Annotated in this window: 15 protein-coding genes; 12 read left to right on the forward strand and 3 right to left on the reverse strand. The window is 47.4% G+C overall.

Translation table 11 applies throughout. The annotated features are described in order from the left end of the window. Positions 1-51: 51 nt before the first annotated feature. The 8 genes from AC2T0J_RS20435 (at position 52) to AC2T0J_RS20470 (ending at position 3,836) form a co-directional block, all read left to right on the forward strand. Positions 52-447 carry a hypothetical protein gene (locus tag AC2T0J_RS20435; protein ID WP_489807582.1) on the forward strand — a complete coding sequence of 132 codons (396 nt, stop codon included), beginning with the start codon at positions 52-54 and terminating at the stop codon, positions 445-447. Continuing rightward, complete coding sequence (locus tag AC2T0J_RS20440; RefSeq protein WP_489807583.1) at positions 447-1,349, forward strand: recombination-associated protein RdgC; 903 nt, start codon at positions 447-449, stop codon at positions 1,347-1,349. Before AC2T0J_RS20435 ends, AC2T0J_RS20440 begins: the two co-directional genes overlap by 1 nt. Beyond that, complete coding sequence (locus tag AC2T0J_RS20445) at positions 1,346-1,927, forward strand: hypothetical protein (protein WP_489807584.1); 582 nt, start codon at positions 1,346-1,348, stop codon at positions 1,925-1,927. The genes AC2T0J_RS20440 and AC2T0J_RS20445 overlap by 4 nt, the downstream gene beginning before the upstream one ends. Continuing rightward, positions 1,927-2,244 (forward strand): hypothetical protein, encoded by a 318-nt coding sequence (locus tag AC2T0J_RS20450; protein WP_489807585.1) that lies wholly within the window; start codon positions 1,927-1,929, stop codon positions 2,242-2,244. Before AC2T0J_RS20445 ends, AC2T0J_RS20450 begins: the two co-directional genes overlap by 1 nt. An 8-nt stretch (positions 2,245-2,252) precedes the next feature. After that, entirely contained in the window at positions 2,253-2,735 is a 483-nt protein-coding gene (locus AC2T0J_RS20455) for a hypothetical protein (protein ID WP_489807586.1), read from the forward strand. Then, positions 2,732-3,022, forward strand: coding sequence for a hypothetical protein (locus tag AC2T0J_RS20460; RefSeq protein WP_489807587.1), 291 nt, complete (start codon positions 2,732-2,734; stop codon positions 3,020-3,022). The genes AC2T0J_RS20455 and AC2T0J_RS20460 overlap by 4 nt, the downstream gene beginning before the upstream one ends. After that, the gene (locus AC2T0J_RS20465; protein ID WP_489807588.1) at positions 3,015-3,425 is read left to right on the forward strand and encodes a hypothetical protein; all 411 of its coding nucleotides are present in this window, start codon (positions 3,015-3,017) and stop codon (positions 3,423-3,425) included. The genes AC2T0J_RS20460 and AC2T0J_RS20465 overlap by 8 nt, the downstream gene beginning before the upstream one ends. Before the next feature lie 177 nt (positions 3,426-3,602). Beyond that, positions 3,603-3,836 carry a hypothetical protein gene (locus tag AC2T0J_RS20470; protein WP_489807589.1) on the forward strand — a complete coding sequence of 78 codons (234 nt, stop codon included), beginning with the start codon at positions 3,603-3,605 and terminating at the stop codon, positions 3,834-3,836. On the opposite strand, the gene AC2T0J_RS20475 is transcribed toward AC2T0J_RS20470, so the two are convergent. Next, on the reverse strand, positions 3,807-5,018 hold the full coding sequence (locus AC2T0J_RS20475) for a tyrosine-type recombinase/integrase (RefSeq protein ID WP_489807590.1): 1,212 nt from the start codon (positions 5,016-5,018) through the stop codon (positions 3,807-3,809). The two genes, AC2T0J_RS20470 and AC2T0J_RS20475, sit on opposite strands and share 30 nt — an antisense overlap. Positions 5,019-5,185: 167 nt before the next feature. Between AC2T0J_RS20475 and sbcB the strand changes: the two genes are divergently transcribed. Both sbcB and AC2T0J_RS20485 read left to right on the forward strand, forming a co-directional pair. Then, positions 5,186-6,622 carry an exodeoxyribonuclease I gene (gene sbcB, locus AC2T0J_RS20480; RefSeq protein WP_489807591.1) on the forward strand — a complete coding sequence of 479 codons (1,437 nt, stop codon included), beginning with the start codon at positions 5,186-5,188 and terminating at the stop codon, positions 6,620-6,622. Between the two features lie 107 nt (positions 6,623-6,729). Then, positions 6,730-8,388, forward strand: a complete 1,659-nt coding sequence (locus AC2T0J_RS20485; RefSeq protein ID WP_489807592.1) for a flagellar assembly protein A — start codon at positions 6,730-6,732, stop codon at positions 8,386-8,388. A gap of 54 nt (positions 8,389-8,442) precedes the next feature. Here AC2T0J_RS20485 and AC2T0J_RS20490 read toward each other — a convergent pair whose 3' ends face one another. Next, positions 8,443-9,861, reverse strand: a complete 1,419-nt coding sequence (locus AC2T0J_RS20490) for a transporter substrate-binding domain-containing protein (RefSeq protein WP_489807593.1) — start codon at positions 9,859-9,861, stop codon at positions 8,443-8,445. A 157-nt stretch (positions 9,862-10,018) separates the two neighbouring features. Continuing rightward, positions 10,019-11,194 (reverse strand): thiolase family protein, encoded by a 1,176-nt coding sequence (locus AC2T0J_RS20495; RefSeq protein WP_489807594.1) that lies wholly within the window; start codon positions 11,192-11,194, stop codon positions 10,019-10,021. Positions 11,195-11,448: 254 nt separating this feature from the next. On the opposite strand from AC2T0J_RS20495, the gene AC2T0J_RS20500 reads away from it, so the two are divergent. Both AC2T0J_RS20500 and AC2T0J_RS20505 read left to right on the forward strand, forming a co-directional pair. After that, entirely contained in the window at positions 11,449-11,853 is a 405-nt protein-coding gene (locus AC2T0J_RS20500) for a MerR family transcriptional regulator (RefSeq protein ID WP_489807595.1), read from the forward strand. A 3-nt stretch (positions 11,854-11,856) separates the two neighbouring features. Beyond that, a complete protein-coding gene (locus AC2T0J_RS20505) occupies positions 11,857-13,026 on the forward strand; it encodes an isovaleryl-CoA dehydrogenase (protein ID WP_489807596.1) in 1,170 nt (389 codons plus the stop codon). Positions 13,027-13,059 lie beyond the last annotated feature (33 nt).

Raw genomic sequence — 13,059 nt, forward strand, 5'->3', positions numbered from 1 at the left:
GCGGCTTAGGCCGCTCCCTGTAACTTTTCTTACTAAAAGGTAATAAATCTTATGAGTAAATTTGAATTGCGCGTTGACGCTCAAGTTCGCTACTGGAAAGACGCGATTGTGAACGGCGTTCAAAGTGAAGAAAGTGAGCATGTGCCCTTTGTTGATGGCGATATCTGGACCCCTCGAATCGATCTGAACGAAGGAAAGGTTATCGATTGGCCGCAAGGTACTGTTGCTCAATTTCACTTTAAAGTTTGCGATGCTGGCGAATATTTCGTTACCACTGATGACGGTGAGTTTAAATGGGGTGGTTATTACGTTCCCAATGAATTCCTTTGTCACGGTGATAATGGTTACGGCGATTACATAATTTTTAATGTTGATGAGGACGGCTTAATCCTGAAATACAGAAAGCCAGAATTTGATGCGGATGAATGGAAAAAGGTGGCAGCATAATGATTTTCAAGAACGCTAAATTTTACAACCTGACAGGCGAGGTTAATCTGGCTGAAATTGAAAGCCAGTTAACTGAGCTGGCATTTCGCCCATGTGGCAGCATGGAAACATCAACTATGGGCTGGGCCAGCCCGGTACCGCAGGGTCAATTACTCTGCCATGTGGCCAATGGCTTTTACACTGTTGCACTGAAAATGGAAGAACGGCTACTCCCCTCTCGAGTAATTAATCGTGAGCTAAGCGAAAAGGTTGAAGCCATTGAAGCCGAAACGGGCTCACCAGTGGGCAAAAAAGCACAGATGGATTTAAAGCAGGAAATCATAACCCGGTTATTGCCACAGGCATTTACTGACCATTCCTACACCCGTGGAACGGTTATCCCTGAAAGAAACCTGGTGATTGTTTACGCGACCAGTGATTCGGCCGCTGAAGCATTCTTGGCGATGCTGCGCAAAACATTGGGTAGCCTGCCTGTAGCGCCGTTAGTTCGCCAGTCTCTGCAGTCTGAGTTAACAAGTTGGTTAACCGATGATGTGCCCGAAATGATTGAGTTGATGGAAGAAACCGAACTTAAATCAACCGACGATACCGGCAGTACCATTAAGGCCAAAAATACGGCGCTTGATAGCGAAGAAATCCAGCAACACCTTGATGCTGGCAAGCTGGTTCAGAAAGTCGCTATCGAGTACGACGAAGCATTTAGCGCAGTATTCGATAACGATGGCTCATTAAAGCGTATTAAGTTCGCTGATCGGGTTATTGAAGAAAACGCCGACATTCCAAAAGACCAGGTAGCCGCGAAGTTCGATTCTGATGTAGTGCTGGGTGTTAGCTTGCTGACTCAATTTGCCGAGTACATGCGCTCTGTCTTGAAGTTGGATGAAGAATCGGAGGTTTTATGAGTTACGTATTAGACAAGGCACAGTTTTTAAAAGAAGTAGCCAACCACAACTTAACAGTTTTGCGCGATGACGGTGTTTATCGGCACTTGCGCTTCAAACAGCTTGGTACCAGTAATCAATATTTTGACATTATCACTTGGCCCGGGCATTTGGCATATACGGGCGACATGGGAAGTTACATGTTTTGCCGTACTGAGGATATGTTCAACTTCTTCCGGGACGAGAGTGCCGACTGGGGCATTAATCGTGGCTATTGGTCTGAAAAGGTTCAAGCCAGTGACCGGGATGGCGTGAAAGAATTCAGTTGGGATCGGTTCGTTAGCAACCTTAATGATTACTGCGATAGCAATGAACAACTTGCCTTCTTGAAAGATGAATTGGAATGCGTTGAGAATGACGGTTATGGCGCATGTTCATTTATTCGTGAATTTGACAACGATAACGAAGCCGGTCTGAGACTAGATGATTTTTGGGAGTGTAATAACGAAGAATACACCATTCGGTTTACTTGGTGTTGCTTCGCTCTCGTATGGGGCATTCAGCAATATGATGCCTTACAAAATCAGGAGGCAGCATAATGGAAGCCGTTAACAAAAACTACCAGGCAGCAATGCTAATGCTTAGACGCGGTGGTTGGTGGACAGCTGGCGAACTATCAAAAGCCATGGGGTTTAATCCTCGCTATGCCAGTGGTGTTTTACTGCGTCTTCGAAATTCTCAGCGCTATAAAACTGAGGAAACCCCGCTTCCAGGCAGAAAAGTAAAAGTGATTGCTATCGGCGGACCAACTAAAGCCGGGCGCAAGAAAATTAAACCGGAGCCAAACCCGGCTAACTGGAACGCTGCGTTGGCATTCAAGCCGCCCCGGCAAAATTCATCGCTTTATTGCTGTTAGGAGGGGTTATGTCAGACCTAAACAAAATCATCAACGAGCAGCGTGAGCGGATTGCGGAGTTGGAAAAAGAAGTTAGTAAGAAAACCGCAGCTTTCGAATACATTGACAGATATGCGAGCGAGCTAGAAAAGCGAGCCGAAGCCGCTGAGAAAGAGATTAAGCGTTTAAAAAGTATGTTTCACAAATGGAAAGAAGAGAAAGAGAACGCTGTTTGGGAGAGTGATACCATATTTAATGCACTCCTGTTATCTTCACAAGCTTATTTTATAGACCCGGACGCAGACCTTTCGTCAAGAGAATGGTTTAAAAAGCATGTTGAATTATCTATTAACAAATTCGCCATCGAGCAGCAGATTAAGGCGCTTGAATTGGCGGTGAATGAAAACTCTAAAGAAATCCCATTTCCTTATCAACACAGTTCCAACATTGTTTATGTTGATGATATTAAATTCGACATTGAACAACTACGCAAGGAGCAAGAGAAGTTATGAAAAGCAGCATAATAGAGATAACAGTAAGCGGAAAAACTGGCTCAGGTAAAAGTGAAGCGTTGGAAGTTATTAGCCAAGCTCTTTTTTCACATTACGGAATTAATGTAAACATTACTGGCAGCACTTGCCAAGGCTCAATAGATGAAGCAAAAGAGACGGGGCAAAGCGCAAAGCACAATAATACTGTTTTTGTTTTGTATGAGCAGAATATAAGCGGGCAGTTAACTGAGCATAAGCCTAAGGCTCAAGGGATTTCGCAACTGCGCAAGGAGAAGAATAATGGGTAGCGGAGTAACAGTAAGTAACACCGCATCGGTGAGTCAGCAAGACATTATCGACTCACTAACAGAGCAACTAGCAAAGGCTAATGAGCGTATTGATGAGTTGGAGAAAAGACAACTGCCATACGTGCCATACGGAACCATGGCTATAACATCAGAAGCTTTTTATGAGCTTTGCCGGCAAGAACGACGCGCCGAAGCTGCGGAAAAACGCCTGAAAAAAGTTGATAACGAAAATATAGAAATCACGAGCGGAATAGACTCATTGTCTACAGATTACAATTACAGTGGCGATGAATCTGAAAAAAAGGCTTGCAGGCTATGTGTTTATGGTGATGACAACGCAATTAAAAATTTAGAGGTATTTTTGATTGGGAAGTTACGCCAACAACTAAGCGGGGGTGAGTGATTCATGATTGAAAGAATTTTACCTAACATGCGAATTGAGGATTATGAGACCGATATTTCCAATCGCCCTGTAAGGTTCTTTTATGTTGATAATTCCGCAAAAGCTAAAGTCAAATCAGTTAACGGCTACTAGGTAAAGCAGCGTAAGCGTAAAGCAATGCGTAAAAGGTGAATGAAGATGGAAGAAAAGAAAATTGAAATCAAAGGCCCGTACTTTATGGGCCGGGATGAACTATTTGCAAAGCTGGCAATTAGTGAGGCAACCTTTAGAGCCCTGACCAATCCAAAGTCAGAGTATTACGATCCGGCGTTCCCGAAGCCATGTCGCCTATTCACCGGGCAAAAGCTTCGTTATTCATCGGTTGATGTTGACGCCTATATTTTAAGCCTCTCCCATAGTAGTGCGGCGTGATTCTTCTTGCGCCGCTTTACTTATCATTTCGCACCACATTTCGTAAGCCTCGCGCTGCTCATTTATCCAGTCGTGCTTATTATAAACGGCCATAATGCCGCCGAGCTCATGGCCGATCATCTTCTCAGTAACATGCGGCAACACCCCAACTTCTGATAGCCTGGTTGATACCGTTCGCCGGAAGTCATGCGCTTTAAATGGCGGTATATTGTGTTCTTTAAGCATGTTGGCGCGGGTCCGGTTGATAAATCGAGTGATTGACGATGTAGTTAAGCAGGTACCGCGGTGCTCACCTGGTATTAAATAGCCACCCATACCGTAAGCATCATCAAGTTCGCGAATTATTGACTCTGCTTTGGATGGTATCGGCCGGCGCACGGTTTTTCCGTTTTTGCTTCGCTCAGCTGGCAAAGTCCATATCCTCCTTTCTAAATCGAATTCAGACCGATCAGCCTCGCGAACTTCAGAATTGCGGGCGCCAAAAATAATTAATAACTTAATACAGGATTTAATTGCCGGGGTGGCTTTGGACCGGTTTAAGTAGCCCCAGAGGATCCCGACTTCGTGCATCTGCAAATGGCGCTGTCCAACTTTAGACTTTGCGCCTACCGCGTCAACTTTAAAATCCAACACCTCCGAATCAGTAATGATTGAGCGCTGCTTACACCACCGTAGCATGGCCTTAAGTGATTTAAGGACCGTTCCGGCGTTTACGAGGCTGCTGCGGCTGGCCACCTTATCAAAATAGGTTATCCATTCATCGCGCCTGGCCGTCTGAACGTCATAGCCAAACATAGATTCTTTGAAGTAAACGCTGGCGTGTGAATTATAAAGAGTCTGGGTCTTTGGTTTTAAGTGCGCAACTTTCTTTTCAAGCCATTCTTTTGCGCAATCTTCAATAGTTACCCTTCTGGCTTTCTTTGTGTGAAGTTTTGGGTCGTGGCCGTCAATGATAAGCCGGTTGTAGCCAGTTACTCTTTCCCTGGCATCAGTGAGGCTAAGTGCCGGGTATGTGCCAAACGTCATACGGCCCTGCTTGCCTTCAAAGCGGTAACGGTAAACCCAGCTTAGCTTGCCATTAAGGCCGCAACTGATATACAGTCCGTCTCTATCGGGGATCAATTTGGTGGATTTGTTTTTCTTTCCGTGTAAGGCTTGGAGCTTCGATTCTGTAAGGGCCACAAGGATTCTACCATTTCAACATTGCACTTCGACATTTCGACACAGCATCGCAACTTTATTGCATATTGTAAATAGTCGGAAATAACTGGAAATAGCCAATATGAATGCAAAGGCAACCATGAAACATAGAAGAAACGCGGCTTTGATGGCAAAAATAGGCGGTAATAGTGCAAGATAATACATTTACATTTTTATGGCATGATTACGAAACCTGGGGAGTCAGCCCGCAAAAAGACCAGCCCAGTCAGTTCGCTGCCATCCGCACCGATCAGGATCTCAATGAAGTGGGCAAACCCATTAATATAATGTGCCGCATTAGCAACGATTACCTGCCCCATCCGCAGGCCGCACTGGTGACCAAGCTGACACCACAACACACTCTGCGCGATGGTGTGACCGAAGCAGACTTTGCCGCTAAAGTACATCAGGCCATGAGCGAACCCAATACCTGCGTGGTGGGCTACAACAGTATTCGCTTCGACGATGAAGTGAGTCGCCATTTGTTTTATCGAAACTTTTACGACCCTTATGGCCGGGAATGGCAAAACGGCAATAGTCGCTGGGACATAATTGATCTGGTCCGTGCCTGCTACGCACTCCGCCCGGAGGGCATTGAATGGCCACTAAGGGAAGACGGCAGTCCGAGCTTTAAGCTTGAATTACTCACCGCGGCAAACGGTATCGACCATGGCCAGGCGCACGACGCCCTGGCTGATGTGCGGGCAACCATTGCGCTGGCCCGTCTGATTAAGGAAAAACAGCCTAAGTTATATGACTATGCTTTTTCGTTACGTCAGAAAGCCCAGGTGATTAAACAGATAAACCTGCAGCAACTTACGCCACTGGTACATGTCTCGTCTAAAATCCCCGCCAGTCAGGGCTGCTGCACGTGGATCCTGCCGGTTGCTCTGCACCCCACCAACCCCAATGCCATTATCTGTGTGGATTTAAGCAAAGACCCGGCAGCCCTCTTAAGTGAGAATGCAGACACGCTGCGTAGCCTGCTGTATGCGCGTCAGGAGAGCTTTGAAGAAGGCCAGCAACGTCCCGGCATCAAACTTATCCATATTAACCGTTCACCCTTTATCACCACCGCCAAGGCGCTGACCGAAGACAATGCAGAGCGCCTGGGTCTTAACCGTGAGCAGTGCCTGAATAATTACAAACGTCTGGCCGAAGATACTGCCTGGCGGGATACGTTAATTGAACTCTATAATGAACCCCATGAAGAGAGCGAAGTCGATGCCGATCATGCACTTTACAGCGGCGGCTTTTTAACTAACGAAGAGAAACACTGGTGCGACGATGTTCGTCAGGCTCAGCCAGAGCAGCTTAGCGTACTTGCTGAGCGCATGCAGAATCCAAAACTCAGAACCCTACTGTTTCGTTATCGGGCCAGAAACTATCCTCACACCCTAACCTTTGAAGAAAGCCAGCGGTGGCAGCAACACCGCCAATTTAGATTGACAGCGCCTGATTCTCCCGCCAGTATCACCATAGATGCTTACCTGCTGGAGCTGGAGCAACTGGCCATGCAACATGCAGAAAATAATGAGCACAAAGCGATATTGAAAGCGTTATACGATTACGCACAAAATTTGTAGTATTTGTGTAGGCTCTTCCGCTACAGAAATACCCAAAGTTGCAGATATAGAATAATAATAATGGCGACTTGTTCACGTGCGCGAAGCGCTAACAAACAGGAATGGCAATGCAAGGTGTAAGTTTTTCTTTTGATACCAACCGGGAAAAGGTAACGTTAACCATCTCTCCCGGCGAATTGGAACAGGAGCTCTCGGCAGAAGAGGTCCACAAAGCACTGTGTGAACAGGGCTTTAATGAAGTCTATTTGTCAGAGAATGCCATCAAGACGGCCTGTGATAAGGCTAATCACCTGTTCAAAACCCGTGACAGTTCTCAACAGGTTGTCGAACAGGTAGGCGAACGACGCCACACCGAAGTTGAGTTTCGTATCAGTGAAGACAACATGAGCGCCTATGCCATCCTCACGGCCCCACATGGCGGAAAATTGCCCCAGGCGGAACAAGTCCAGCTTATGGCAAAAAATAACGGTATCCGCCGTGGTGTTGGCATAAAACGCATTCGCTCATTATTGGCCCGAGTCGCTGAAGCAGAGCCAGGCAGTCATGTCGAAGGACAAATCGCCAAGGGCCTTCCCCCTCGCGACGGCCACTCGTCTAAACAAGTGCCGTTGGTCCCCAACGCGCTGGAACGAGTGCTCAAACCCCAGGCCAAAACCGATAAAAAAGTCGATTTACGTAATCTTGGTGAAATCGTCTGCGTAAAAGCCGGCGCAGAAGTATTACGTCGTGAACCGCCCGGAAAAGGTCGCCATGGCTATGATGTACGCGGCAACGTGCTAACGTCAAAAGTTGGCGACTGGGTGCCACTCAACCTGGGCAGCGGCACCGCGCTTAGCGATCACGATGAAAACCTGGTGGTCTCCACCATTGCGGGCATGCCAAAATACCACAATCTAATCATGCAGATTGACGATACGTTTATATGCCAGGGCGTTAACGTCGGTACCGGTCACATTACCTATGAGGGCTCTGTACTGGTTAATGGCGACATTACCGAAAATATGATAGTCAAAGCCAAAGGTGATGTCACCGTGAATGGCTTTGCCGAATCGGCGCAGATCCAGGCTGACGGCGACGTGATCATAACCGAAGGCGCCATGGGTAAGCAGTCAGATGATCATAACGAATATACCTGTACCATCCAGGCTGGCGGCAGCGTTTACCTGCAACATGGTCAGGGACTCGATATTATTTGTGGAGGCAACCTCAATGTGGGCCGCCAGCTTGCCCATTGCCGGGTGATTACCGGTGGACAGATTGTGGTGGGACAACCAGAGAATCCACAGGGTAATCTGTTTGCCTGTGAAATCAGTAGTCATGGCCCGGTTATCGCAGGTACAGTGGGTGCAGTCTCAGGCAGTACTTTGCGTATTGATTTCAGCATGGGCTTTAATCAGCTCCAGGCACGTAAAGACAGTTTTGAGGATCTGCTTCGTCAGCTCCGCGGGAATACTGAACGGCACAAACAGAAAATTGACAATATCAATAATCGGGTTGTCCCTAAATCTTTGCTTACCAAAGTCGATGAGGCCAGGGAAATGCTTAAAAACGAGGCCAACTTACTCACCTGGATGGAAAGCAAAGCCGTGGAAATGTCCCAGGCTAAGCAACAATATCAGGAAGCCGCTAAACTGATTGCCAATAAGAAACTTTACTCCGGCGTATCGGTAAAACTCAACAACCGTAACTGGCGCTCCGAACGCGAATATGACCGGGCACAAATCAGCTATGACATGCATCAGTGGAAATACGAGCCACTAATGTAAGCCATAAAAAAGGCCGCTTTTTTGTTGCCTTTTTTATGTTTATCTGACTTTTTATCAGGTTTCAGCGATCATAATCTTACCACTGTGATGGCGGCGTTCCAGATATAATGCCTGACTCGCTCTATCGTACCAGTCAGCAAAAATTTCTCCTTCCTGTAACGCTGCCAGTCCTATGGAAAACGGCAACAGACGGATGTCATCCCGCGAATGGGTCTCGATAGCATCCTTTAACCGTTCGGCCAGAATTTTCGATGCGGCAATAGGCGTTTGCGGGCAGAGTATGATGATCTGCTCGGCACTCCAGCGCCCGGCAATATCCACTTCACGTACACTGCGAAGACAGACTCTGGCCAGTTCACGCATGCCCTCTTCCGAGAATGGTTTATCGCCGGGATTGGGCCGGACATTCTGGGTAGAAAAATCAAACAGGATCAGCGTTGCGGCAGTATGGAACCGGTTAAACCGAGACACTTCATCCTCTGCCCGATGCAACATAAAATTGCGGTTATACAAATTGGTAGCGGTATCATGAGAAGAGAGAAACTCCAGCATGCGGTTTTTCTCCAGCAATACCGACTGCAGATTTTCCATTTCTTCCTGCTTTAAGTGTAATTCCCTACTGTATTTACGCATGATATTTCGTCGCCAGAACAGGGTAGCCAGAATGACTGCCACACAGGCAATACCCAGAACAGTCAGACGAAAGTCCTGATGGTACTGGCGCTTTACATTACTCCAACGCTTATAAATATCCACCCGGGCAGCTTCAGGAATACGCCTGATAGCGTCGTTAATTTCCTCAACTAATTCCGGATACGCTTTGTTTACCCCCATGCGCAGCGAATTATAGGGCTCGGCATAGCCGACAATTGCCATTTCCTGCATGTTCATTTTATTCAGTTCTGAATTGATGCTGAGCAGCGCTCCGGCAAATACATCAACGTCACCGCGGCTCAATGCCTTTAACCCCTCCCCTTCACTATCAAACAACTGCAAGCTGAGCTGCGGGTAATAACGGGTGAGGTATTCGGCCAGAAAGGAATCTTTCGCCACTCCTAGCAGTTGATTGTTGAGCCCTTCCAGGCCTTGGTACATCACTTTGGCTTCGCGGGCGATAAGTACATTCGGAGATTGAAAGTATGGCACGCTGAAATTAAGGTAGACATTGCGGTTCGCTGAATTGTTGAGCATCGACATCAGCATACAGCGGCCGGTTTGCACATACTCAAGGGACTGACGAAATGAGTCGGTTTCCACCAGCTTAAAATTGAGGTTAGCCAGTTCTCCCACCAGCTTAAGATAGTCGGCAGAAATCCCCACATGCTTGTTATTGCGAAGCATTTCGTAAGGTACCCAAGCGGGGTCAATGCAGTAAGTTACCGATTTTGGGCTGGCACTTGCCTTACCTGCAAAAATAGCGGCGCAGATAACAAAGCAAAGCGTAAATACTGTTCGTAATTTGAACATCACCATGTCATTTATTCTTGTTTTCACCAAGTATGCGTTGCAACGTGCTTTAAATCAACTCATTGAAACAATTACGAATAAAATCAATGTAATATTCAGTTTTTCTGGTTGGAAAACAAACACAGGGCCTCTACAGAGTCCCTGTGTTATCACGGCTAACGATTTACAGCATCTCTACCGCAAGTGCAACGCCCTCACCGCCACCAATACATAGTGAGGCAATACCTTTGCTGAGTCCTTTTTGCTTCAGGCCATGCAGCAGGGTAACCAGGATGCGGGCACCAGACGCACCAATCGGGTGACCCAGCGCACAGGCACCGCCCTTAATGTTAACCTTGCTTTCGTCCAGGCCGAGCTTTTTAATCGCCAGCATGGTCACCATGGCAAACGCTTCGTTGATCTCGAACAGATCTACATCGTCTTTGCCCCAGCCTGCTTTTTCCAGTACTTTTTCCATGGCACCTACTGGTGCAACGGTAAAATCTTCCGGCGCAATGGAGTTAGTCGCATGCGCTACCACTTTGGCCAGTGGCGTTAAACCCAGTTCAGCGGCTTTAGATTCACTCATTACCAGCAACGCTGCTGCGCCGTCAGAAATTGAGCTTGAGTTAGCTGCGGTTACCGTACCATCCCGCTTAAACGCCGGACGCAGAGACGGAATTTTATCCGGACGAGCTGAGCCAGGGCCTTCGTCGGTATCAACCACCACATCGCCTTTACGGGTTGCGATGGTCACTGGCACAATCTCGTCTCCAAACGTACCAGTGTTAATAGCTTCGTTGGCTTTCGATAATGAACTAATAGCAAATTCATCCATCATTTCGCGGGTCAACCCCTCGGCGTCGGCAGTCGCCTGAGCAAAACAGCCCATAGCCTGACCGTCGTAGGCATTTTCCAGACCGTCCATCATCATGTGATCAAGCACTTTTCCATGTCCCATGCGATAACCACCGCGCGCTTTAGGCAACAAATAAGGCGCACCACTCATGCTTTCCATACCACCGGCAACAATCACTTCTGCACTACCCGACTTAATCATGTCAGACGCCAGCATCACAGCTTTTAACCCTGAACCACATACTTTGTTAATGGTTACCACGCCTGCCGATAACGGTAATTCTGCTTTCAGTGAAGCCTGTCTGGCTGGTGATTGTCCCAATCCTGCTGGCAGTACACAGCCCATAATGACTTCGTCTACTGCAGCAACGTCAATATCACCGCATGCTGCTTTAATCACTTCTGCGCCTAAATCAGTGGCTGGCAGCGTTGACAGCGATCCCATAAAACCACCCATGGGAGTGCGTTTCGCAGCTACAATAACGACAGATTCTTTACTCATAGTTTCCTTGCCTCAATTGAGATTTAAACAAATACAGATAACCACCTGCTCGAGCTTACTACTGCACATAGCCTACACCTGTATAAAAAAATAAACACACGACTTTGGTTTTATGTCAGCCGTAACGTTCATAAATTTGACGTTAAATAAATGTTACATTAAATTCACTTAAACCTAACCCTAACGTTAACGTAAATCAATTTTACCAGTACAGTTATCACGCCTTAAGGTTGGTGACAAGAAGGATACCGGCAATGACCAATCAAAATAATGAATCAACCTACTCTATTGGTGAACTCGCTAAAGAATTTGATATTACACCCCGTTCTATTCGCTTTTATGAAGAACAGGATTTATTAAGTCCCAAGCGTACCGGACAAACACGTATCTACTGTAACAAAGACCGGGTCAGGTTAAAGCTAATATTGCGTGGTAAGAGGTTGGGCTTCTCGTTAGCTGAAATCAAGAACCTGTTTGAACTCTACGATAGCAATGCCAACTCCATGCTGCAACTACAGGCCATGTTACAGATGACAGAACAAAAACGCGCCATTCTGCGCCAACAGCTCGACGACATTCAAATGCTCATGAACGAGCTTGATGAAGTAGAAAAGCGTTGTCGCGACGAATTGGCCGACTTAGAAAAAAGAGGTGGTTAAGCCATGACGACACATTATCCCACATTAAACTTTGATCTCGGTGAAGACATCGACATGCTGCGCGAACATGTTCGCCAGTTTGCCCTCCATGAAATTGCCCCGCTCGCCAACCAGGCAGATGAAGACAATGCCTTTCCCAACCAGTTGTGGCCAAAACTGGGTGACATGGGTCTGCTTGGTGTCACCGTTAGTGAACAATACGGTGGCTCAGAGATGGGCTATCTGGCCCACACTGTGGCGATGGAAGAGATCAGCCGTGCATCGGCCGGTATTGCTTTAAGCTACGGTGCCCACTCCAACCTGTGTGTGAATCAGATTTTCAAAAACGGCAATGACGCCCAGCGCGAAAAGTATCTGCCAAAGCTGGTCAGCGGTGATCACATTGGCGCCCTGGCCATGAGTGAACCCAATGCCGGCTCAGATGTAGTGAGCATGAAACTTAATGCCCGTAAGAGTGGTGATAAGTACATTCTCAACGGCAATAAAATGTGGATCACCAATGGCCCCGACGCCCATACCTTTGTGATTTATGCCAAAACCGATGTCAGCGCCGGGCCAAAAGGCATTACGGCTTTTATTGTCGAGCGAGACTTCCCCGGTTTTAGCCGCGCGCAAAAGCTCGATAAACTGGGTATGCGTTCATCCAATACCTGTGAACTGGTATTTGAGGACTGTGAAGTACCCGCCGAAAATATTTTAGGTGAAGAAGGTGGTGGTGTGCGCGTGCTGATGAGCGGCCTCGATTACGAAAGGCTGGTGTTATCCGGCGGCCCACTGGGCATTATGCAGGCCTGTATGGACGTAGTAGTGCCCTACATTCATGACCGCAAACAGTTTGGCCAGTCCATCGGTGAATTTCAGTTGGTGCAGGGTAAAGTGGCCGACATGTATACCCAAATGAACGCTGCACGCGCTTACGTGTATGCTGTTGCTAAAGCCTGTGATCGCGGCGAAACAGCACGTAAAGATGCTGCCGGTGCGATTCTGTATTCGGCGGAACTGGCTACCAAAATGGCGCTGGATGCCATCCAGTTACTCGGTGGCAACGGTTATATCAATGAGTTTCCAACCGGACGCCTGCTGCGCGATGCCAAGCTCTACGAAATTGGCGCAGGAACTTCCGAAATTCGCCGTATGCTGATTGGCCGTGAGCTGTTTAAAGAGTCAGCCTGAGCCAACCATCACCATTAACGACAGGACACCAGA

It is taken from the genome of Alteromonas sp. ISO5 (genome assembly GCF_058105165.1).